Genomic DNA, 22253 nt, shown 5'->3' with positions numbered 1-22253 from the left:
GCAGAAAACGTGCTTAGAACGTCCATTTGGGGAGAGTCGATGCAAGAGGGTTACGCGACGCCGAGTTCCTCGCGGAGCCGCGCGACATGGCCCTTGGCATTTACGCCGTACTCAGCCAGTTGAACCTTCCCGGCTGGATCCACCACCACCGTCGAGCGGATGACGCCCGTAACCGTGGAGCCGTTGACCTGCTTCTCCCCGTAGGCGCCCCACGCAGTTGCAATCGCATTGTCGGCGTCGGAGAGCAACGGGTAAGCCAGTCCATGATTGCTGCTAAAGGATGCAAGCTCTTCCGGGGTATCGGGGGAAATCCCGATGACGCTGTAGCCGGCACCCTGCAGCGACGCCAGATTGTCGCGGAAGTCGCAGGCCTCGGTGGTGCACCCCGGAGTCTCTGCCTTGGGGTAGAAGTAGATCACGGCATTGCGGCCACGGAACTCCGCCAGGCTGACGGGCTGGCCGTAAGCATCGGGGAGATTGAAGGCCGTGGGGGTATCTCCGGGGGTCAATTTCTCAGTCACAATCGTGCTCCATTTTCATATAACGGAATCTAAATATTGCATTATGAAAAGTCTAAGTTCGGACATGGTGCCGGTCAAACCACATTACCGCGCACAATCGGCGCTGTTCGGCCGGAAACGCGTCTTGCGTGAGGGGTTTAGTTCGTAGTGTTCACGGATGCGCCCGGTCACGCGGTGGATAACGACGACGGCCGTTCAGTAAGGTTCTACTTATGGCCACCCTGAGAAACAGCCGCGCAGCCGCGCTCCCCGCGAAACTTTCCCGCTCCTGGCTGCTGGCCTCTGCTGCGTCGGAAGCCAACTTTGTGCCTGCGCTGACATCCGAGGCAGACTCCGTGGTGTTCGATATGGAGGACGCCGTTCCCGCCGAGGGCAAGCAGGAGGCCCGCGAGCGCGTGGTCGAAGCACTCTCCAATGGCATGACGGCCTGGGTCCGCGTCAACGGCATCGAAACCGACTACTGGGCCGATGACCTGGCCGCTCTCTCCAAAGCACCCGGGCTGCGCGGCGTCATGCTCGCTATGACCGAGAAACCCGAGCAGGTCACACACACCGCAATGCGGCTTCAGGCCGGAACCCCGGTGTTGGCGCTGATCGAGTCGGCGCTCGGAATTGAAAATGCGACGGCGATCGCCAGTGCGCCGGGCACCTTCCGTCTGGCGTTCGGCGTGGGTGATTTCCGCCGTGACACCGGCGCCTCCGATGCTCCGATGGCATTGGCCTATGCCCGCTCCAAACTGGTGGTCGCGTCGAGGGTGGGGCAATTGCCGGGCCCGATTGATGGCCCCACCGTCGGGGCGTTGGGCGACGAACTTCTCGAAGCGTGCAAGGTCACCGCGTCGATGGGCATGACGGGCAAACTGTGCCTGCTGCCGGACGCCACGGACACCATCAACATTGGGCTTTCGCCGAGCCTGTCTGAGATCCAGTGGGCCCATGAGCTGTTGGAGGCGCATGCCTCCGGTGCAGTGGTGGGAGACGGCTCGTACCTGCCCCGGCTTGCCCGTGCTCAGAAGATCTCCTCGCTTGCTGACTCCTACGGCCTCTGGAACGCCTAAAGCAGGAGGAACGACGACGACGGCGGCGCGCAGGCGCGGGATCGTTTCCACGTTCGAGCGAAAGGAGCCTGTGTTGAAAGAACCCATCCCGCTCTCTGGACCCGCTACCCCTGCCTGGCCTAAAGCGGCCTACTCCACCAGCCGTCCGCTGGATGTGAGGAGCGTGCGTCTGCGCAGCGAGGGTCGGTTGGGCGAGTGGCAAAATCGTAACGCGGAAGCAACCATCCCACACTGCATGGAGCAGCTCGAGGTGTCCGGTGTGCTGGATAACTTCCGCCGAATCATCGGCGAATCCGGTGCACCGCACCGTGGCTTCGTCTTCGCCGATTCGGATCTCTACAAAACGATCGAGGCCGTGGCCTGGGAGATTGCACGCTCGGGCACCACCCGTTTTGACAACTGGCTGGACGAGGTTATTGACCTGATTGGTAAGGGTCCAGGACAACACGGGATACGTCATGACCTGGACCCAGGGCGTACATCCGGACAAGAAGTTCGCTGAGCTGGAATGGACGCACGAGCTGTACGTGCTGGGGCACATGGTGCAGGCCGCCGTGGCGTTGGACCGTGCAGCCGGCCGGGATGACCTGCTGAAGCTTGCCCGCCGCTTCGTGGATCTGGTGGAACGCCGGTTCGGCTCCGCCGGCGAGGAGGGCATCTGCGGCCATCCTGAAATCGAGACCGCCCTTGTCGAGTTGTACCGGCACACCGGCGAACAACGCCATCTGCAGCTTGCCCAGCGGATGATCGACCTGCGCGGAAAGGGACTGCTGAAGGCCGGTAGCTTTGGCGCCCGCTACTTCCAGGATCATGCGCCCGTCAGGGAGGCAACCTCCGCAGTGGGCCACGCCGTCCGGCAGTTCTATCTCAATGCCGGGGTTACGGACGTCTATCTGGAGACCGGTGAAGACGCGCTGCTTAACGCTATGAGGGCCCAGTGGTCCAGCGCGCATGAGCGCAAAATGTACATCTCGGGTGCGTTCGGCTCACGGCACCGCGATGAGGCATTTGGCGATGACTATGAGCTGCCGTCGGACCGCGCGTATGCCGAGACCTGCGCCACGATCGCCGACCTGCAGTGGACTTGGCGCATGCAGCTCGCGTCTGGCGGCGCCGTATATGCAGATGTCATTGAACGCGAGATCCACAACGCGCTTGCTGCTTCGGTGGATGCGACCGGCACCCGCTTCTTTTATTCGAATCCACTCCAGTTGCGCCCGGACCGCTACTCCGAGGAGAACGCGCCCGGGAGCGCACACCCTGGTACGCGTGTGCGTGCTGCCCGCCGAACATCGCCCGAGTGGTGGCACAGCTCTCCGCCTATGTGGCGTCATCAACTGAATCTGAGCTCCAGCTCCACCAGTGCGCCGACGCTGACATCGATCTTCCTGCGCATCTGGGCGACGGTGTGCTTGAGGTCCGCACCGACTATCCTGCCGATGGCACCATCGAGCTCGCCGTTCGCGGCAGGGTGGTGCCCGGCACCCAACTTGCGCTGCGCATCCCCGGATGGTCCGAAACAACGGTTCTCACGCGCGACGGGAACGACTACGGCGCGCAACGGGACGCCGATGGCTACCTCCGCGTACCACTCGAGGACAATGCGCGGTGGAGCCTGCGACTGGATTTGACGCCACGCTGGACCAGCGCCCACCCCAGCGTGGACGCGGTCCGGGGATGCCTCGCGTTGGAACACGGACCCGTCCTCTATTGCATCGAGCAGGTCGACCTACCTCCCGGTGCGGCCGTCGATGACCTGGTGGTTGATGCGAGTGTTGCGCCGCGTGTGCAACCCGGGGCTGCCGCCGATTCACGGGTGCTGCTGGAGATCGAGTGCTACTCAAGCCAACCCGAAACAGAGCTGTACCGGAGATTTACTGCCGAGCCGCCGTCGTCGTCCGCTGCCCTCACGGTGACGGCGATACCTTTTGCGGACTGGGGCAACCGCGCCCCCGGCGCCATGAGGGTCTGGTTGCCATGCCGGTCATCGACGTCGACCTGACTGCGCGATTATCCGGAGGAACGCCTGGTGTAAGAAGACTCCAGGGGTTCGGCGGATGCTCGTAGCGCCGCATAGACCGGACGCAATACTTCGACAAGTGGTTGTGACCGGACCATGACGTCCACCGGGGGGACCTGATCCACCAGCAGTGATCCGCCCATATGGCGTCGTTGCCCTGGGATGGGGGCGGGGCAGACATAGAAGGTGTCCAGGACTTCTGTGAGCGGGGCACCCGCTTGTCCCTCCTGCCTGCCACCGGAATCTGCTTCGTGCATCCGACCCAGCAGATCTTCACGTTCACGTCCACGCCAAGCGAGAATGCGGAACGGGTCTTCGTCGAATTCCTCGGCCAGCAGATAGAAAACCGCAGCCAGATGCTTGCACGGCACTTCCCAGTCGGGGCAGGAGCAGTCCAGGCTCAACTCACTTGCACTTCGCGGGAACAGCGACAGACCAACCGCGGTGAAGACGTCTTCGATATCTGCGGGCATTTCTCCCGCCAGGAGGGATGCGGCGTACCAGGCGTTGCCGGCAAGCGCCTCCTCAACGGAAGCCCACTCTGCCTTGCCGAACGCGGCCATCCCAATGCGTACCCGGTAGGGCTTTGCGCGTGAACCCTGAACGCTCGCGAGAACCGTGCCGGCATCAATATCGAGTGAGATCACTTGCCCACGGCGGGCGTAGTTGCGGCCGCGCTGCAGCCGGCCACCCACTCCAAGACTCTCGAGGACTTCGATGAACCGTCCTGACCACCAGCTTGTGCCGATGGCGCCACGCATACTTCGGGCCTTGACACCACCTTCGACAGTCAGCGGCGTGGACGGCGGGAAGAACGGTGACTCGTAGCGTCGCTTAGTCACTAACAGCCTCCTTGGATAACGCGAACAGGTCACGCAGGCTGGCGGTGGACAGTTCGGTAAGCCACCCCTCGCCGTCGCCAACCACCATGTTCGCCAGCGCAGTTTTCTCCTCAATCATGGCATCGATGCGCTCCTCGAGCGTGCCCCTGCAGATGAACTTGCGCACCTGCACACGCTGCTTTTGCCCGATGCGAAAGGCCCGGTCTGTGGCCTGATTCTCCACTGCAGGATTCCACCAGCGATCCAGGTGGATCACGTGGTTGGCGGCCGTCAGGTTAAGCCCCGTTCCCCCGGCCTTGAGCGAGAGCAGGAAGATCGGCGGTCCGCCGTCGGACTGGAAGCGGCGGACCATCTCCGTGCGGTTCTGCCGGGTGGTGCCGCCATGAAGATAGGCGACATCGGTGTCAAAGCGTGCCGCGAGGTGTGGCAGCAGCATTTCGGCGAACTCGGTGTATTGGGTGAAGCACAATACCTTGTCGCCCTCCGCAAGGATCTCATCCAGGATTTCCTCCAACCGGATCACCTTGCCGCTGCGCTGGCCGATGGGCGAGCGATCATGCAGCAGCTGGGCTGGATGGTTGCAGATCTGCTTGAGTTTCGCCATCGCGGCCAGCACATTCCCGCGGCGCGCAATTCCGTCGGACTCTTCGATCTTGACCATCATGTCGTCAACCACAGACTGGTACAGCGACGCCTGTTCGTTTGTGAGCGTGTAGTACTGCTTGATCTCGATCTTCTCCGGCAGATCGTCGATGATCGCAGGATCGGTCTTCACACGTCGCAGGAGGTAGGGCCTGGTGATAGCGCGCATCCTCGCAGCCGCGGTTTCGTCGCCGTGCCGTTCGATCGGGATTGCATAACGGGTCCGGAACAGCTCCGCTGACCCCAGCATCCCCGGGTTCAGGAAGTCCATGATCGAGAACATCTCGCCGAGCCGATTCTCCACCGGGGTGCCGGTGAGAGCGATCCGATGGGCAGCGGTGAGGGCCTTGACGGCCTTCGCCGCGCGGGAGAGCCGGTTCTTCACTGCCTGCGCCTCATCGAGCACAATGCGGTTCCAGGTAATGGCCTCGAATTGCTCCAGATCCCGGGTCAGGGTTGTGTAGGTGGTAATCAGGACGTCGATGCCGTTCAGGGCTGCGTCGAAGTCCGGGCCGCGCAGCCGGTCGGCGCCGTGGTGCACAGCCAGCCGCAACCCGGGGGCAAACTTGGCGGCCTCCGCCTCCCAGTTGCCGATCAATGACATCGGGCAGACCAACAGTGTGGGGCCGGCGTCGGGATTATCCTGCCGGTGCACAGCCTCGAGCGCGAGCAGCTGAATGGTCTTGCCGAGTCCCATGTCGTCGGCCAGGCAGGCGCCAACGCCGAGAGCGCCAAGGAAGTGCAGCCACCCCAGACCGCGCTCCTGGTACGGGCGCAGTGTTGCCCGGAAGCCGTCCGGCACGGCGATCGGCCGGATGCCCGAGTCAGCCGATCCATCCAGGAGCGCACCCAGCCAGCCCTCGGCGGCAACCCCCGCGACCTCCAGCGGCAGGTCCGAATCATCGGGGTGAGTGGCGGCCAGGCGCAGTACATCCGCCACCGTGCCCTGCCCCGCACCCTCCTGCTGAAGGAAAGCGATACCGCGGCGCAATTGTTCGGTGTTGACAGTCACCCACTGGCCGCGCAACCGAACCAGGGGAGCCTTCGCCTCGGCCAATGCTGCGATTTCGGCTTCGGTGAGGGTGTGGTCTCCCACGGCGAGGCTCCATTCGAAGTCGCACAGTTGGTCGCGGCCAAAGGCAGACGGCCCGCCGGTGCCGTCCTCCATTGGAGTGGATGCGGAGAGTTTGAGGCCGAGTTTCGCCCGGCGGTCCCACCATGAGGGCAGCAGCACCCCGAAGCCTGCCTCGTCGAGGGCGGGCGCCACATCGCGCAGGAAGGTAAATGCCGCGGTGGGGTCAAGTTCCAGGGCTGTGGGGCGCGATTGCCGCAGGCCGGCTTCCAGTGCGGGATAGACACGCACAGCCTTGCCCAGTTCAGCAAGCAGCACCTCCTGCGGGCGGCCAAGCCAACGAGTCAGTGCCCCATCGTCACGCCAAACTTGTTCCGCAGGCACAATCAGACTGGGGTCCGCGGAGGACTGCAGCAGGAATTCCAGCCGCCACTGTGGCAACTCCAGAGGGATCCCAGTGATTGATGCGTCATCGGGTTCACCCGGCTCTGCGGGGACTTCCCCGCAGGCAGGCTCCGTGCCGAGTGTGTCCCGGAGCCGGAAGGTTGCGCGGGCGGGTGTGTTCGCTTCCCGCGTGTGCTCAATCCAAGGCGTCAGCGCCTGTTCCAGCTTTGCAAGCGCTGGCTCGGGGACCCGGATGCGCGCGTCCTCAGCGTGCAGTGCCTCAAGCCAAGCTTCTGCAGCACGCGGCTGCAGGGGCTTGCGCCCCCGGCGGGGAGGCAGCATCGCGAGACCGGATGGCAGGCGGCGCCGGACCGCGGCGTCGGTGAGGGAATCGAGGGTTGATGCAATCAATTCACCGGCGTCTTCAGAGCCCGGTGCGGCCCTGAACGCAGCTGGCGTCGCCGCAATAAGCTCGCCGAATGTGAGAGCGTCGGGGCCACGCAGCACCGACCGCCAGCGCGCCTCGGCGACGGCGGACTCTTCGGCCGCTTCTGGTCCTGCGGTCGTCTCAGACACCGAGGCGCTGTCGGAAACCCAATTGATCCACGGAAGAACACGGCCCCGTTCGGCGAGTTCGTCGGCAAAGCGCGCCAACTCCCCAAGGAAACGCACGGAAGGTGCAAGGCGTACGTCGCGTATCAGCGCCTCCTCGTCCGGCGACTCGTCCTCGAATCGCTCGGGGAACAGCATTGACGCCAGAGGTGTCGGATCCGATACCCCGAATGTGACGAACGCCGTGGGCCGGGCCCACACGACGGGCACCGTCCACGGCAGCAGGGATGGGCCGGTAGACGTCGGCGCCCTCGGCGTGATCCGCACAAGTTCAGGAGAGTCCAGCGGGGAGCGTCGCAGGGAAGGCAGCAGCAACGTGGTGCTGCCAGGTGAGCCTGCCTGCATTTCCGCGATGACGTCAGCCGAGGCCGCGAATGGATGCGGTCGGGCTGTTTTCAGCGCCTCGTTGTGGCTCGTTACTGTCTTCTCGGAGTCTTCGGCCCACAATCCGAGGCCATGGTCTAGCGAGCAGAACGCGTGGAGCACCAGCAAGCGGATTACCTTTCTTCAGGGGGTGATCGGCACTATAGCGCCGTTGTCCGAACCTTTACCTGCCCTTCGGTGCACGGAACGGTCCGACCACTTAGGTTACCGCCCCTGGATCACAGCGGCCGCACCATCGGAAGCACCTCTGCAGGTGGTCTGCCGTGGTCAACCCGCCACCCCCTTGCTGCGCCCGGCAGCAGGGCTGCCGAGCGGGCACGCAGGGCAGACGCCCCTGTAGTGCGAAGCCGCGTTGCCATCGTGCGATTGGTTGAGCGGCGTCTTCCCAGACGAAAGGAGAGCGGCGGTCGCTATGTCGGAAGGCGATCATGCGGCCAAGGGTGCGAGCAAGGATGCGGCCAAGGCCCTAACCTGTTGTGCTCCTTCGCTGTCAGGGCTCCAGCCCCCCCGCAACACTTCAAGGGGAGAATGGTCGGCCAAAGCCGTTCTGCTCCTCCCACCACCTGCGGATACCGAAATCGTTGTAGCTTCCGGCCAGGTCAGCAACGATGAGGGTAACGACGTGCAACCGGCCCGCAATATGGTCCGGAGTTGCCCGCGCCCCACCACGGTATCGGTGCATCGACGAACCGGAGACTCCCAGCAGCTTCTCAAGCAGATCATCCCCCAGGAGTTCCGTCATGGAGGGCCACTCATGGCGTGGCACCGGGGATTCTTCAATGGCAGACAGAACGTCCGCTAATAGGTCTGCCAGCTGGTGCGTGCTGAGATGATTTCCGAGCGACGCCGCGTGGCGCGCTATGCCTTCGCGCGAAAACGCCTGCAGCGCATTACGAATGGACTCAGTGTCCACGGCGGGTTGCTCTGACAGTGGTAGGAGCCGAAACCCCACAACAACGACGGCGGCCCCCACCGAAAGGTGAGGGCCGCCGTCTTGCGCTGACTAAAGTAAGGTGCCTAGCGGCGCCGATACCGGTTGACCATGGGGCAGTCGAACGGATCGCGGGCGGCGAGGCCAACCCTGTTCAGGTAGGAAACCACGGCTCCGTAGGACGCGGCGACGCCGACCTCGTGATACGGAACTTTGAGGCGTTCGCAGTGTTCGCGGACTATGACGGCGGCCCGGCGTAGGTGTGGGCGGGGCATATCCGGGAAGAGGTGGTGCTCGATCTGGAAGTTCAGTCCGCCGAAGGCGTTGTTGATGAAGTTTCCCCCGCGGATGTTGCGGGAGGTGAGGACTTGTTTCTGGAAGAAGTCCAGTTTGCTGTTTTCGGGAATGATCGGCATGCCCTTGTGGTTGGGTGCAAAGGATGCGCCCATGTAGATGCCGAACACGGCCAGTTGCACTCCGAGGAATGCGAACGCCATGCCGATGGGCAGGAACCAGAACAGAATGCCTAAGTAGGCACCGAACCGCATGGCCAGCAGTGCCAACTCAACCCAGCGACCGCTAACCCCGCCGGGGCGAAACAGTGTGGCGATGGATTTGGCGTGCAGGTTTAGCCCCTCGAAGGCAAGCAACGGAAAGAACAGGTACCCCTGGCGGCGGGTGATCCAGGCTTGGAGGCCCTTGGCCTTGGCGGCGTCCTCTTCAATGAAGGAAATGGTGTCGATCTCAAGGTCCGGGTCTTTGCCCTTGACATTGGGTTCGTTGTGGTGGCGTGAGTGCTTGTTCATCCACCACTGGTAGCTGATGCCAACAACACCGGCCGCGAGTACGCGGCCGGACCAGTCGTTGGCGCCGCGGGTCTTGAAGATCTGCCGGTGTGACGCCTCGTGTGCGAGGAAAGCTACCTGCGTGAAGACCAGCCCCAGTGCGCCTGCAATCAGCAGCTGGAACCAGGTATCGCCGAGGAGGGCGAAGCCGGTCCAGGCGGCGCCCATAGCGAGCACCAGCACAGCGAACACAGAAATATAGAATCGACGACGGCGGGTCATCAAACCTTCCTTACGCACCTGCTTGAGCAGGGTCGCGTAGGAGGCGACGACGTCGTTAGGCTTGGCAACGCGCACGCTGCGGGTGGGTGTGGCAATGCTCATAAAGAATCCCTGAAGTCGAGAACCGACTTCCCAGTCGCGGAGGGGCCCCAAATCCCCGAAGATTAGTCCAGTCTAACGGCAGCGCCTGAGCGGGACCTGTACGTGCATTGATTTGCGTGCGATCGGGGCTAGTGGACGTCGGATCTATGAGCACCGCTCACCGGCGTGTTTCACGGCTACAGTCACGAAGAGGTGCTACGCCTGAACTGTGGGCGACGGTGCCCGCTGCCTGGAAAGGGGATTGCACGTGTTGGTTGGTGTGGGGCGGGAACGCCGCGAGGGGGAACGCCGTGTGGCGGCGACGCCGGAGACGGTGAAGCAGCTCAAGGATCTTGGACTGGACGTGGAGGTCGAAGCCGGAGCCGGAATCCCGGCCGGCTATTCGGATGCCTCGTATGTGGAGGCAGGCGCCGTCGTCGTACCGGTCTTGACCGCCGCAGACGTTCTCTGCCATGTATCCCCACTGACTCCCCGGCAGGCTAAGGAACTGAGGCCGGGCGCCGTCACCATTGGCCTGGCGTCCCCGGCGGCGGAGCTGGAAACCGTCAGGGCGCTGGCGGAGGCCCGGGTCACCTCCTTTGCCCTCGAATTGGTGCCGCGCATTTCACGGGCGCAGTCTATGGACGCGCTGTCATCACAGTCGCTGGTGGCCGGCTACCGGGCGGTGCTCGAAGCGGCCACAAGGTTTCCACGGTTCTTCCCGCTCTACATGACCGCGGCGGGCACCATCCCACCCGCCCGGGTGCTGGTGCTCGGCGCCGGGGTGGCCGGGTTGCAGGCCATCGGTACAGCCAAGCGGCTGGGCGCCAGGGTGTCAGCGTACGACGTCCGCCCCGCCTCCGCGGACGAGGTTGCCTCCATGGGCGGCACCTTCATTGACCTGAACCTCGACGCGATTGAGGGCGCCGGCGGGTATGCACGGGAGTTGAGTGAAGACCGCGCGGAACGGCAGCGCGAGGCACTGGCACCCCACGTGGCGCAGGCCGACATCCTCATCACCACGGCTGCAGTGCCGGGAAGGCCAGCGCCGCTTCTGGTCACTCAGGAGATGGTTATGGGCATGAAGGCGGGGTCCGTAGTGATTGACCTCGCGGCAGAATCCGGTGGAAACGTGGAAGGGGTGATCGCGGGGGAGGCTACCGCCGTTCCTGCAAAAGACGGATACATCACCCTGGTCGGTATGAAGAACGCCGCATCTGCCATGCCCGCCGACGCCTCCCGTCTATACGCCAAGAACGTGGCCAACCTGCTGGCCCTGATGACCTCAGAGGGGATAGTGGACCCCGATTTCGACGACGAAGTCATTGCCGCCGCCTGCCTGACCCATCGGGGACAGGTGCTCCATGAACCCACGGCGCTTGCACTGAAGGAGGAATCCTGATGGAACTGTTGACGGTAGTGGTTCTCGCCATTTTCGTTGGTTTCGAGGTTGTCTCGAAGGTCACCAGCACCCTGCACACCCCGCTGATGTCCGGCGCCAACGCGATCCACGGCATCATCCTGATCGGCGCCATTCTGGTCGCAGGGCAGACCTCGGTGCCGTGGGAGCTGGGACTGGCGCTGCTCGCCGTCGTACTTGCCACCGCCAATCTGGTGGGCGGCTTTGTGGTGACTGACCGGATGCTGCACATGTTCCACGGCCGGAAGGCGCCGGCGAAGGAGGACGCCAAGTGAGCATCCTGCCCGCCGGATGGACGGCCATCCTCTACCTGATAGTTGCGGTCTGCTTCATCCTTGCACTCAAGGGCCTCAGCTCACCGCGCACTGCGCGCCGCGGAAACTTGATCGGCGCGGCGGGCGCGCTGGTCGCCGTCGTTACGGTTTTCCTCTCCGCCAGGCTCGACAACATTCCGGCGATCCTCATCGCCATCGCGGTGGGCTCCGCCGTCGCTGCACCGATCGCGCGCCGCGTGCAGATGACACAAATGCCACAGCTGGTGGCCCTGTTCAACGGGGTGGGCGGCGGCGCGGCCGCGCTGGTTGCGTTGCTGGAGTTGGGCCATAACGACGACGCCTGGGTGCGCGCCGCCGTCGTCTTCACCATGGTTGTGGGTGCGGTTTCCTTCGCAGGCTCGGCGGTGACGGTAGCCAAACTGCAGGAACTCATGACCACCCGGCCTGTCCTGTTCCCCGGGATGCGCTGGGCCATGTCGGGTGTGGTGCTGGCGGTTCTGGCTGCGGGCGGCTTTGTCATTGCCACTGGAAGTATTGGCTGGGCTGTGGCACTGCTTCTCCTGGGACTGGTTGCGGGCGTTCTTCTGGTGCTGCCGGTGGGTGGTGCGGACGTGCCGATCGTGATCTCGCTGCTGAACGCGTTTACCGGCCTTGCCGTCGCGGCGTCCGGCATTGTGCTGGACAACGTGCTGCTGCTTGTGGCCGGTACATTGGTTGGCGCCAGCGGTACCATCCTGACGCGAGCCATGGCAACGGCTATGGGCCGCGGTGTGGGCGGCATCATGTTCGGCGCGTTCAAGGGAGGTTCGACGGCGGGATCCACTGAGGTGAGCGACCGCCCGGTCCGTTCCTCCGGGGCAGAAGACGTCGCGGTGCTGCTTGGGTATGCGCAACGCGTGGTGATTGTGCCGGGGTATGGCCTCGCCGTATCGCAGGGGCAGCACACCATCGCCGAGCTTGCATCAGTGCTGGAGGCACGCGGGGTTGAGGTGTCCTATGCGATTCACCCGGTGGCGGGCCGCATGCCCGGGCACATGAATGTGCTGCTTGCCGAGGCCAATGTGCCGTACGAGTCTTTGAAGGAAATGGCCGAGATCAATCCCGAATTCAAGAACATGGATGTGGCACTGGTGGTGGGGGCCAATGACGTGGTGAATCCGGCGGCAAAGACCTCTCCCGGTTCGCCGATTTACGGGATGCCCATCCTCGAGGTGGGCGATGCCGGTCAGGTGGTGTTCCTCAAGCGGTCCATGCGGCCCGGTTTTGCCGGCATCGAAAACGAGCTGCTCTACGATCCCAAAACCACGCTGCTGTTCGGCGACGCGAAAGATTCACTGACCAAAGTGCTTGGGGCCGCGAAGGCGCTGTAAGCGTTGGGTCCACGGTAATTCCACGGCAGGGGCGGGATAGTCGCGGTGGAGGAGCCGATGCACTGAGATCGCCGCCTTTTGACGCCGTGTCTTCGCCCGCATCCTGAACGGGGCCGCCTGTTTCGCCTCCGATTGCGGCTGCTCCGTCTGGCCGATTGTGTGTCCGCTCCCGGGCCGGCGTTGCCCGCATCTGAAATGGGTGAACGCACGTAAAATCCGCCCCCGCACCAGGTATTTATAGTGCTGCGGCGGGTTTCTGGTGCGGCGACTGGTACTTAGCGCGTCGACGAGGTGCCTGGGCGGTAGGGAGCTGTTTGGGGAGGGCTCCGCCAGAAAGTGCAGGATTGGGTCCGGGCCAAACCCCATGCCGGGGCCCATGCTCACCTGCCGACCGGCACTCGCGCAATAAATCCTGCGGACCGGCACTCGCGCAATAAATCAGGCCGGCGCGGGGCCCGAACTTCCGCGCTGCTGCAGGTCGGGCTGGAAGGTTGTCCGAAGGTTCTCTGATGCGCCGTCTCCGAGCAGGTCCCGCATCCGGTGCCACGCCTGCTCGCCGACTTCGGTGATGGGAACGGCTGCCGTGGTCAGCGGGGGTGTGGTGTATTCGGCGAAGGGGATGTCATCAAAACCTGTGACGGAGATGTCCTGCGGCACACGTACTCCCCTTTCATGCAATCCGCTGAGCAGGCCCATGGCCACCAGGTCGTTGAACGCGAGGACGCCGGTGGCTCCGCTGGCGAGTATCCCGTCGACGGATTCGTGTCCGGCCTCAAAGCTGGATCCCCCCGGCAGGACGGTCAGCTCGATGCCGGGGTGGTTGGCGCGGAACTTCTCCAGGCCCTGCAGGCGGAGGCCGTTGGATGCGCTTCGCGGAGGGCCGGAGAGAAAGGCGATCCGGCTATGCCCCAGCCCGGTGAGGTGGACGGCCAGCGCCTGGATGCCCTGGCCGTAATCCACGAGAAGGCTGGGGGTCCCGGGCGCTTCGGTGTTGCGGTTGATCAGAACCATCGGGTGCAGCGAGGGAATCAGTGCGTCGAGTTCGGCGTCAACCATGCGTGGCGCGCACAGGACAATGCCGTCACACCGGCGGCGGGCTTCGCCGGCCAGGATTGCTTCCTCACTGGAAACCTCCGAGGAATCCGCTATGAGCACGCGGTAGCCGTCCTGCGCTGCCGCCCGGCTCACGCCCCGAAGCATGGCCTGAAACGTGGGGTTGGCCAGGTCCGGCACAACAACGCCAATGGTGTCCGTCTTGCCCAGCGCAAGGCTGCGGCCCACGGCGTCGGGGTGGTAGTTCAATTCGGTGGCGGCGGCCCGTACCCGGGCGGCGATGTCCGGATCCACTGAGAGGTTGCCGTTCATCACGCGGGACACGGTGGCAAGCGATACACCCGCGTGCTGGGCCACATCCGTAATCCCTATGCGTCGGTTCGCGGCTTTCCTGCCCATGTGTCTGACTCCTGATGGTTGACTTGATGGCCGGTGTCTTGATAGAAAGCATAACGTTTTCAGAAAACGTTTTCTCACTCCTTCATCCCATAGGCGTCTGGAACACGGGTTCCGCCGTCGCAAAGGAGCCGTCATGACCACCGCCGCTAACGTCCGGACAACCGATGCGAAGGAGCAGGCGGCCGGGGGTTCAGGCCAATCCCCACGGGCCCGGATGGCTTTGATTGGCACCGGTGCGCGATCGGAAATGTACCTTCGCGCAATCCTCGGCGCCCACTCGGATACCGCCGAACTGCTGGGAATCAGTGATGTGAACCCGGGCAGAGTCCAGTATTACCAGGAGCTCGCGCAGGAGTTGTCAGCAGGAGTGCAACTCGCGTCCTTCCAGCCCAAGGATCTCACCGCCTTCATCCAGGACAACGCTATCCAACGCGTCATTGTCACCACGCCGGACTTCACGCACGCGGACTACATTGTTGAGGCGCTGGAGGCCGGAGCCGACGTCGTCGTCGAGAAGCCTTTGACCATCAACGCCGAAGGGTGCCGCCGTATTTGCCAGGCGATGGAGCGTACCGGACGCGACGTCGTCGTAACCTTCAACTATCGCTATTCCCCGCGCAACAGCGCGCTCAAGGAAATCATCCAGAGCGGCGCCATCGGCACGGTGACTTCTGTGGATTTCAGCTGGATGCTGGACACTGTCCACGGCGCGGACTACTTCCGTCGCTGGCACCGGGACAAAGAGAATTCGGGCGGGCTGCTGATCCATAAGGCCTCGCACCACTTTGACCTGGTGAATTGGTGGATCGCAGACGTTCCCGAGCGTGTCTACGCGTCCGGCGGGCTGCGGTTCTATGGCGACCGGAACGCCGCCGTGCGCGGCCTGGGGAAGCGTCCAGAGCGGGGAACCAACGACGACGGCGGGAGCGGCCCCTTTGTTCTGGACCTCCGTGACGATGACCGGCTCAACGCGCTGTATTACCAGAACGAACACCACGACGGCTATGTGCGGGACAAGGACGTCTTCTCCGAGGGCATCACCATCGAAGACAACCTCGCACTGGTGGTGGACTACCAGGGCGGACCAACCCTGAGCTATTCACTGAACGCCCACAGTCCCTGGGAGGGATACCGGGTTGCGGTCAATGGCACTGAAGGAAGGGTTGAGCTGGAGGTAGTGGAACGCGCCGCCGTAGCCACCAGCACAGACCAGAAAACGGTGGTGGACCCGAGTGCCACGCCGATCCAGGAGGAGGACACAGTGCGCAGTAACGGCGAACGCCTGGTGCTCCAGCGGCACTGGGAGCAGGCGGTTGAAGTGCCCATCGTGAACGGAGAGGGCGGGCACGGCGGCGGTGACTCATTGCTGCTGTCCGACCTGTTCAATGGGCCGGGAGAAGATCCCCTGGGACGGCCTTCCGGCTATCTGGACGGTATCCGCGCCGTGGCTGTGGGGATTGCGGGCAATGCGTCGTTGGAGGCATCGCTCGCGGTGCGGATCAGCGACCTTGACCTTGGAACGGAACTGCACCGTGGCTGAGTCAGCAGGCACAAAAGTCCTGGTCACCGGAGGTTCCGGCCGGCTTGGCCGCAGCGTCGTCGCCGGGCTCGCGGAGGCAGGTTACGCGGTGGTTTCCGTCGATCGCCAGCGGGTGCCGGACAGCGGATTGGCACAGGGCGTCTCGCAGGAAGCGGTCGACCTGCTGGCGGACGGCGAGGCGCGCCGCGTGATCGCGTTCCACCAGCCCGACGCCGTCATCCACCTCGCTGCGATCGCCATCCCCTTCAGCGCACCCGAGCAGGTCATCCTCAGCACCAACACGCGTCTGGCCTACACCGTCATCGGGGCCGCAACGGAGCTCGGCGTGGGCCGCATCATCACCGCCAGCAGTCCCACGGTGCTGGGCTATGGTTCGCCCGCCGGCTGGCTGCCGGACGGCCTTCCACTGGATGAAAACACGCCGCCCAAACCATGGAATGCCTACGCGCTGTCGAAGCTGATCGCTGAAGAGACTATGCGTATGTTCGCCGCTGCACAGGGTGAGCGGATCCGTTACGCTGCCTTCCGCCCCTGCTACGTGATCTCGCCGGAAGAGTGGGATGGCGCGCCCACCCAGCAGGGCCACACCGTTCAGCAGAGGCTCGATGACCCTGCGTTGTCGGCGCCGGCGCTGTTCAACTATGTGGACGCGCGGGATGTGGCGGACTTCCTGGAGGTGCTGCTACAGCGCATGCACCTGATCCCCAATGCCGAGACGTTCTTTGTAGGCGCAGCGGATTCACTGTCAATAGACCCTGTAGCCGAACTGTTGCCGCGATTCATTCCCTTCACCGGCGTGCTGGCTGCGGGGCTGACCGGAACCAGCCCGGTTTTTTCGATCGACAAGGCCCGGCGCCTGCTGGGGTGGGAACCGAAGAGAAGCTGGCGCACGGAACTCCCGGGCGCCGTTCCCGAAGACGCCGGCCTGCTGGCACAGAAAGCAAGGTAATCAGATGAAATTTGATGGAGTGCTGTTCTTTCCCGTCACGCCTTTCACCGAGTCAGACGCCGTGGATACGGATAGGTTGCGGGAACACATCGACTCCCGGATGGCATACGGGCCCGGTGGGGTCTTCCCCGCCTGCGGGACCGGCGAGTTCCACGCCCTGAGCATTGACGAAATCCGGATCGTGGTGAGCACCGCCGTCGAAGTGGTGGCCGGCAGGGTGCCGGTGGTCGCGGGTGCCGGCGGTCCGCTGGGCCACGCGCTTGCCGCGGCGCGGGCGGCCGAGGAGGCGGGCGCGGACGCCCTTCTGGTGCTGCCGCCCTACCTGGTGAAGGGCCCAATCGACGGGCTGGTGGCGTACGTCGAAGCGATTGCCGCCGCGAGCAGCCTGCCCGTCATCATCTACCACCGGGCCAATGCCACTTTCACCGCCGAGGCCGTTGCGCGGCTTGCCGCCAACCCGAAGGTGATCGGTTTCAAGGACGGAGTGGGCGACGTCGGACTGGCGCAGGAAATCGTGAGCGCTGTCGCCGCCACCGGTCGTACCGATTTCCAGTTTTTCAACGGACTGCTCACTGCGGAACTCACCCAGGGGGCCTACCGCGGACTCGGTATCCCGCTCTATTCCTCTGCGGCTTTCGCCATGGCACCCGAGATCGCAAACTCCTACTACCGTGCCTATGTCGAGGGGAACGAGGAACTGCGCCACGAACTGCTCCGCGGGTTCTACGCGCCTCTGGTCCGGCTCCGCGACCAGACACCAGGCTTCGGTGTCTCATTGATCAAGGCAGGGCTCCGGTTGGGCGGCCTGGCCGTGGGCTCGGTGCGCCCACCTTTGGTTGATCCCACGGAAGCCCAGTTGGTGGAGCTCAAATCCATACTCGCGGCGGGACACGAACTGGCTGACCGATGACGGCGAAGATCATTGGCCTGCAGACCCGCCTGCTGACCGCGAAGCTGCGCCGCAACTGGGGCGTGGACGTCCCCGAGAACCACGTTATCGCCACGGAAATCCAGACCGACGACGGCGGGATCGGCCACGGCTTCTCCTGGACCCCCACCATCGGGCCCACGGCCGTGCAGGCACTGCTTGAGGACGACATCGCTCCATTCATCCTCGGCCTTGAAGCGACGCCGGAAGTGGTATGGGACAAACTGTGGCTCCGGTTGCACGAGGCCGGGGGAGGCGGGCTGACCACCATCGCGATAGCCGGCGTCGACCTTGCCCTGTGGGACCTGCTGGCCCGGCAGGCGCAGACCTCCGTGACCGGGCTGTTGGGACAGCGCCAGCAATCAGTTCCCGTTTACGGTTCCGGCGTGAATCTGCACTACAGCCTCGATGATCTCATCGCGCAGACGGAGCGCTGGGTGGCCGAGGGCAAAACCGCGGTGAAGATCAAGGTGGGTAAACCCGACATCACGGAGGACATAGAGCGCGTGGAGGCCGTCCGCACCATCCTGGGCCCGCACCGGGAGCTCATGATCGACGCCAACCAGCGCTGGGATCTGCCCACCACACTGCGCGCCCTGGATCAACTGGCGGAATACGGCCTGGAGTGGTTGGAAGAACCTCTTCGCGCCGACGACCTGTCAGCATACAAACGCCTCCGCAGGCACTCGCCGGTTCCCATTGCCCTTGGCGAAAATGTGCACACCATCTACCGGTTCCGAGACTTCATCGAGGCGGATGCCGTTGACATTATTCAGCCGAACATCGTGCGGGTTGGAGGAATTACTCCGTTCCGCCGGATCGTGGAGCTTGCGCGCACCCACAGTGTGGCGGTTGCCCCGCACCTGTTGCCGGAACTGTCCGGTCAGCTTGCCGCAACCCTCGCGGAGACTGTATGGGTGGAAGACGTGGAGGATGCATCGTTTGAGCAGCTCGGTATCCTTGCCGGCCCTTCGCCCATCTCGATCCGCAGCGGTCGGCTCTCGGTAACAGGCCAACCGGGCCTCGGCATGTCCTTCACTCCACAACAGAGCACGACGACGGCGCCCGCGGCACCCTGACTGCCCGGCTGCACCAGACCACCACAGAGGAGACATCATGACCACAAATCTTCAGGACCGCGTTGACCTGACTGCCGTAACCCGTGCCGCAGCGAATGCGGCGAAGGCGGGGGCGGCGTCGTCGGATGTTGAACGGGCAGGCTGGCTCGCCGCCGTCGCCGATGCGTTGGATGCCCACGTCGATGAACTGGTGGAACTGGCCGACGCTGAAACGCGCCTTGGCCCGGTACGCCTGAAAGGCGAGGTTGCCCGGACCACGGGCCAGCTGCGGCTATTCGCCCGTGTGATCACCGAGGGATCGTATCTTGAGGCGGTCATCGATCACTCGGTTCCGTCCGCCACGCCTCCCGCGCCCGACCTGCGCCGCGTACTCAAGCCGGTGGGACCGGTGGCCGTGTTCTCGGCGTCGAACTTCCCGTTCGCGTTTTCCGTGGCGGGCGGAGACACGGCGTCGGCGCTCGCGGTGGGATGCCCGGTGATTGTGAAGGCGCACTCGGGGCATCTGCAATTGTCGATCCGGACCGCGGAAATTGTCACGCAGGCTCTGACGGATGCCGGCGCACCCGAGGGTATCTTTGCGCTGGTGAGCGGACGCGAAAACGGTACCGCACTTGTGCAGGATCCCGCGGTCAAGGCAGTCGGCTTCACCGGGTCCATTCCCGGCGGGCGGGCGCTTTTTGACCTGGCAGTGTCACGCCCCGATCCCATTCCTTTCTACGGTGAACTGGGCAGCCTCAACCCGGTGGTGATCACCGAAGGTGCACTCTCGACGAGGGCAGCCGAGCTTGCTGAGGGGCTGGCTGCCTCATTCACCCTGGGCGCTGGTCAGTTCTGCACCAAGCCGGGGCTGGTGTTTGTCCCTGCGGGAACCGGGTTTGCGGGTGAGGTTGCGGCGATCGCGAATACCAAACCCGGCGCGCCGATGCTTACCGACCGCATTTCCGACGCGTATCCCAAGGGCCTGCAGGACCTTGCAGCGCAGGCCGGGGTAGCCGTCGTTGGTGGAACCGTGGACCAGTATGCAACAGCCGACGGTGCTGCTGCGGTGGTTCTGTCGACCACTGCGGAGACGGTTCTTGAACACCCGGACGCTTTGCTGGAGGAGTGCTTCGGGCCCACGACGCTGCTCATTGAGTATCGTGACCGCGCTGAGCTTGAGCGTGCACTCGGCGTCCTGCCGGGAAATTTGACGGCTACTGTTCATGCCCAGCCGGGCGAGGACGTCTCCGGTCTGGTGGATCAGTTGTCTGAACTGGCCGGACGGGTATTGTTCAACGGCTGGCCCACCGGTGTGGCGGTCAACTGGGCGCAGCAGCACGGCGGTCCGTGGCCCGCGACCACGTCCTTGTTTACGTCGGTGGGGGCGACGGCGGTGCGGCGTTTCCAGCGTCCAGTGGCTTACCAGGACGCTCCGCAGGAACTGCTGCACCCGGCGCTGAGGGACGGCAACCCGCTGGGAATTCCACGGCGTGTGGACGGGGTGCTGGCGCTGCCGTAGCGCGTCCGGGCTGGCGCGCAACGGCCGAGACGCCCGTCACCGGTGTCATTGTCAGGACTTGATGCCACCACATTGGTGGGCGTCGGAAAGGTGCAGTAATGACAAAGAAGGCCAACCCGAGGAAAACAGATCCAAAACCGGCGAGGACTGATCCCGGTGGCCCTATCCTTGCCCTCTGCGTGGGCCAACGCTGCTCTGCCCTGCGGCGGATGGCGGGGAACGAGAGCAGCGTCGAGGGGTTCAGGCGCGCGGCAAGGGATTCTGCGGGTGCGGTTCTCATCAGCGCGGACTGTCTTGGACCGTGCGCATTCGGATCAGTGGCCGCCGTAGCGCACCGTCAGGGCCACAGCAAAGATACCGGCCGCAGCGTCTGGTTAGGAAGTATCGAAGGCCCTGAACGCAGCGAGGCTCTGCGGAAGTGGATTGTCGACGGAGGGCCATTGAGCTTGGACCGTCCCGACACTGATGTTCCCGCCCCGTTGATTTCCGCCATCGTCGGCTTGGGAAAGCCGCCGTCGATACTGCACCAAAGCTGAGGCCGGCAGGTTTCCCTGCTGGCCCCAGCTGGATTGCAGTTTTCGCTTAGCCTTGGCGCGCCTTCATGCGTGGATTTTTCTTGTTGATCACAAAGGTGCGCCCGCGGCGGCGGACAATCTGGGCGCCAGGCACCTTCTTCAATGCAGCCAGTGAATTGCGTACTTTCATGGTGTTCTCCTGATTTGGTTATTAGTGGGATGAGCTGAGATTGAAAGGGTCCTGGAAGGACGCTTTTCCGGCCATCATTTCGGCGTCAGTGAGCTCGCAGGATGCCAGCAGCCGCTGGATTTCGGTGGCGTCCATCCCTTCACCGGTGGCCGCAAGGATGGTGCCGCGGTCGCCGAAAACCGGATCCCACTTATGGCGGACTTCCGCGCTATCGCTGACCGTCGGGGAATCCGTAATCCACGGACCTGTGTTTTCCAACCAGACCCGTGGCCCGATGCCGCGTATAGCAATACAGCGTTCCGGGGCGGCCGCGATCCATACTTGGCCGCGCAGCCAGCAGCAGCCCTGCGCCAGTGTTCCCAGAGCGCGGCGGAACCGCTCCGGGTGGAGCGGCCGCTCGGCCCGCTGCACCACGGTGGAGAATGGCGGCATCGAGGATGCTTTGGCAACCTGGACCGACCCCGGTGCGGTGCGGGCCGATGCCTGTGCGTAATTGTGGTGGCCCAGACGGAAGGAACTACCCGTTTCACCGATTTTTGCATGTGGGGCCAACTCATGGATCAATTGCGCACCCCGGGAACGGATGTCAGGATCCACGGGGATCAGGTCCGGGTCGGAGAGCAGCACCGTGTCATTGAAGGACAGCTCGCCGATGAGGAACTCGCCGGCGGTACGGTCATCCTGCGGTGTGGGGGTGTAGCCGGATTCGAAAAGGGTGTGATGATCCCAGATCTGGTCTTCCGCAACGTCCGGGGCGCAGGCCAGGACCACGGAATCGATCGTGAACTGACGCGTCAGGCCCTTATGTAAGGCCAGGACAGCGGTTTCGGATAAGACGGCCGGCGGCAGCCCCACGATGATGTTCTGCTCGCCGCGCGCAAGCAGCCGGTCCACCGTGGGGACCACATCCAGGCGCACCGTGCAGCTCAAACATCCGTGTTCCAGTGTGCTTTCGTGGCGCTCGGCCACTTGGCCGTCGGAGAAGATGCGGCGGATCACCAGTCCGTCCTCCAGCAGGTCATGGAGGACGACGACGGCGTTGGGCAGGTCTGCGGCGAGGGCCTTACACGCCTGCTGGCGGCAGAAAACATCAAGGGAGCTGACAATGGTAATAGACACAACAGCCAATGTATATGAGAATGATTCTCAATTACAAACTACCAGTCCAATGCGACCCGCGTGCGTTGGTTGAGTTCCTATGGCTGCAGGGTCACCGGCCGTTCCAGACCCCCTACCGTCACCGTTGGCCATCGCTCATCAACGCTCAGTACGCGAAGGCCGCTTTCGGTCAAGAGAACAGTGTCTTCGATCTTCACTCCCGCAGCGGACGGGTTCCAGGTGAAAGCCTGGCCAAGGACCACTTCGTTGTCCGTGGCAGCGGTGACGCGCGGGTCGCGGCCGGCGTATCCGGCCGGCCCGCCCT

At 63.9% G+C, this 22253-nt stretch carries 19 protein-coding genes and 2 pseudogenes; 12 read left to right on the top strand and 9 right to left on the bottom strand.

The window, feature by feature from the left end:
• Positions 1 to 50: 50 nt before the first annotated feature.
• On the bottom strand, positions 51 to 521 hold the full coding sequence (locus Y708_RS0104050; protein ID WP_028278939.1) for a peroxiredoxin: 471 nt from the start codon (positions 519 to 521) through the stop codon (positions 51 to 53).
• A 212-nt stretch (positions 522 to 733) separates the two neighbouring features.
• Between Y708_RS0104050 and Y708_RS0104045 the strand changes: the two genes are divergently transcribed.
• The 4 genes and pseudogenes from Y708_RS0104045 (at position 734) to Y708_RS31470 (ending at position 3581) form a co-directional block, all read left to right on the top strand.
• Positions 734 to 1579, top strand: a complete 846-nt coding sequence (locus Y708_RS0104045) for an HpcH/HpaI aldolase/citrate lyase family protein (RefSeq protein ID WP_028278938.1) — start codon at positions 734 to 736, stop codon at positions 1577 to 1579.
• A gap of 73 nt (positions 1580 to 1652) precedes the next feature.
• The gene (locus Y708_RS30800) at positions 1653 to 2081 is read left to right on the top strand and encodes a hypothetical protein (protein WP_253905678.1); all 429 of its coding nucleotides are present in this window, start codon (positions 1653 to 1655) and stop codon (positions 2079 to 2081) included.
• A pseudogene (locus tag Y708_RS30795) lies at positions 2038 to 2745 on the top strand (beta-L-arabinofuranosidase domain-containing protein); the annotation flags it as partial. The gene Y708_RS30800 and the pseudogene Y708_RS30795, both read left to right, overlap by 44 nt.
• Before the next feature lie 134 nt (positions 2746 to 2879).
• A complete protein-coding gene (locus tag Y708_RS31470) occupies positions 2880 to 3581 on the top strand; it encodes a glycoside hydrolase family 127 protein (RefSeq protein ID WP_343212948.1) in 702 nt (233 codons plus the stop codon).
• A gap of 8 nt (positions 3582 to 3589) precedes the next feature.
• Here the strand turns inward: Y708_RS31470 and Y708_RS22710 are convergent, their stop codons facing one another.
• The 4 genes from Y708_RS22710 to Y708_RS0104020 form a co-directional block, all read right to left on the bottom strand.
• Complete coding sequence (locus tag Y708_RS22710) at positions 3590 to 4441, bottom strand: SWIM zinc finger family protein (RefSeq protein WP_051478566.1); 852 nt, start codon at positions 4439 to 4441, stop codon at positions 3590 to 3592.
• A complete protein-coding gene (locus Y708_RS0104030; protein WP_253905680.1) occupies positions 4434 to 7637 on the bottom strand; it encodes a DEAD/DEAH box helicase in 3204 nt (1067 codons plus the stop codon). Before Y708_RS0104030 ends, Y708_RS22710 begins: the two co-directional genes overlap by 8 nt.
• Before the next feature lie 415 nt (positions 7638 to 8052).
• On the bottom strand, positions 8053 to 8448 hold the full coding sequence (locus Y708_RS0104025) for a hypothetical protein (RefSeq protein ID WP_155853672.1): 396 nt from the start codon (positions 8446 to 8448) through the stop codon (positions 8053 to 8055).
• 104 nt (positions 8449 to 8552) lie between these two features.
• Positions 8553 to 9635 carry a fatty acid desaturase family protein gene (locus tag Y708_RS0104020; RefSeq protein WP_028278935.1) on the bottom strand — a complete coding sequence of 361 codons (1083 nt, stop codon included), beginning with the start codon at positions 9633 to 9635 and terminating at the stop codon, positions 8553 to 8555.
• Between the two features lie 247 nt (positions 9636 to 9882).
• On the opposite strand from Y708_RS0104020, the gene Y708_RS0104015 reads away from it, so the two are divergent.
• Genes Y708_RS0104015 through Y708_RS0104005 form a run of 3 tightly spaced genes read left to right on the top strand, consistent with a single transcriptional unit; the run spans position 9883 to position 12679 of the window.
• Positions 9883 to 11016 carry a Re/Si-specific NAD(P)(+) transhydrogenase subunit alpha gene (locus tag Y708_RS0104015; protein WP_028278934.1) on the top strand — a complete coding sequence of 378 codons (1134 nt, stop codon included), beginning with the start codon at positions 9883 to 9885 and terminating at the stop codon, positions 11014 to 11016.
• The gene (locus tag Y708_RS0104010; protein WP_028278933.1) at positions 11016 to 11309 is read left to right on the top strand and encodes an NAD(P) transhydrogenase subunit alpha part 2; all 294 of its coding nucleotides are present in this window, start codon (positions 11016 to 11018) and stop codon (positions 11307 to 11309) included. Before Y708_RS0104015 ends, Y708_RS0104010 begins: the two co-directional genes overlap by 1 nt.
• Complete coding sequence (locus Y708_RS0104005; protein ID WP_028278932.1) at positions 11306 to 12679, top strand: NAD(P)(+) transhydrogenase (Re/Si-specific) subunit beta; 1374 nt, start codon at positions 11306 to 11308, stop codon at positions 12677 to 12679. Before Y708_RS0104010 ends, Y708_RS0104005 begins: the two co-directional genes overlap by 4 nt.
• 438 nt (positions 12680 to 13117) lie before the next feature.
• On the opposite strand, the gene Y708_RS0104000 is transcribed toward Y708_RS0104005, so the two are convergent.
• A complete protein-coding gene (locus Y708_RS0104000) occupies positions 13118 to 14131 on the bottom strand; it encodes a LacI family DNA-binding transcriptional regulator (RefSeq protein ID WP_028278931.1) in 1014 nt (337 codons plus the stop codon).
• Positions 14132 to 14264: 133 nt separating this feature from the next.
• On the opposite strand from Y708_RS0104000, the gene Y708_RS0103995 reads away from it, so the two are divergent.
• The 5 genes from Y708_RS0103995 to Y708_RS0103975 are packed head-to-tail and all read left to right on the top strand — an operon-like array spanning position 14265 to position 20125.
• Positions 14265 to 15671: a Gfo/Idh/MocA family protein gene (locus Y708_RS0103995; RefSeq protein WP_028278930.1), complete on the top strand. Its 1407-nt coding sequence runs from the start codon at positions 14265 to 14267 to the stop codon at positions 15669 to 15671.
• Positions 15664 to 16620, top strand: coding sequence for an NAD-dependent epimerase/dehydratase family protein (locus Y708_RS0103990; protein ID WP_028278929.1), 957 nt, complete (start codon positions 15664 to 15666; stop codon positions 16618 to 16620). Before Y708_RS0103995 ends, Y708_RS0103990 begins: the two co-directional genes overlap by 8 nt.
• A 4-nt stretch (positions 16621 to 16624) precedes the next feature.
• Positions 16625 to 17530, top strand: a complete 906-nt coding sequence (locus Y708_RS0103985; protein WP_028278928.1) for a 5-dehydro-4-deoxyglucarate dehydratase — start codon at positions 16625 to 16627, stop codon at positions 17528 to 17530.
• Positions 17527 to 18627, top strand: coding sequence for a mandelate racemase/muconate lactonizing enzyme family protein (locus tag Y708_RS22705; protein WP_035775221.1), 1101 nt, complete (start codon positions 17527 to 17529; stop codon positions 18625 to 18627). The genes Y708_RS0103985 and Y708_RS22705 overlap by 4 nt, the downstream gene beginning before the upstream one ends.
• A gap of 37 nt (positions 18628 to 18664) precedes the next feature.
• Positions 18665 to 20125, top strand: coding sequence for an aldehyde dehydrogenase (NADP(+)) (locus tag Y708_RS0103975; protein WP_028278927.1), 1461 nt, complete (start codon positions 18665 to 18667; stop codon positions 20123 to 20125).
• 582 nt (positions 20126 to 20707) lie between these two features.
• Here the strand turns inward: Y708_RS0103975 and ykgO are convergent.
• The 3 genes and pseudogenes from ykgO to Y708_RS29585 form a co-directional block, all read right to left on the bottom strand.
• Positions 20708 to 20830, bottom strand: coding sequence for a type B 50S ribosomal protein L36 (gene ykgO / locus Y708_RS0103965; RefSeq protein WP_026552393.1), 123 nt, complete (start codon positions 20828 to 20830; stop codon positions 20708 to 20710).
• Positions 20831 to 20851: 21 nt separating this feature from the next.
• Positions 20852 to 21949 carry a GTP-binding protein gene (locus Y708_RS0103960; protein ID WP_035775220.1) on the bottom strand — a complete coding sequence of 366 codons (1098 nt, stop codon included), beginning with the start codon at positions 21947 to 21949 and terminating at the stop codon, positions 20852 to 20854.
• Positions 21950 to 22026: 77 nt separating this feature from the next.
• A pseudogene (locus Y708_RS29585) lies at positions 22027 to 22253 on the bottom strand (peptidase M24); the annotation flags it as partial.

This window comes from Arthrobacter sp. H5, from assembly GCF_000520595.1.
In the GTDB taxonomy this organism is placed as follows: domain Bacteria; phylum Actinomycetota; class Actinomycetes; order Actinomycetales; family Micrococcaceae; genus Arthrobacter_D.
Note: the sequence above shows the minus strand (reverse complement) of the source record. Positions and strands in the feature narration are given on the sequence as shown.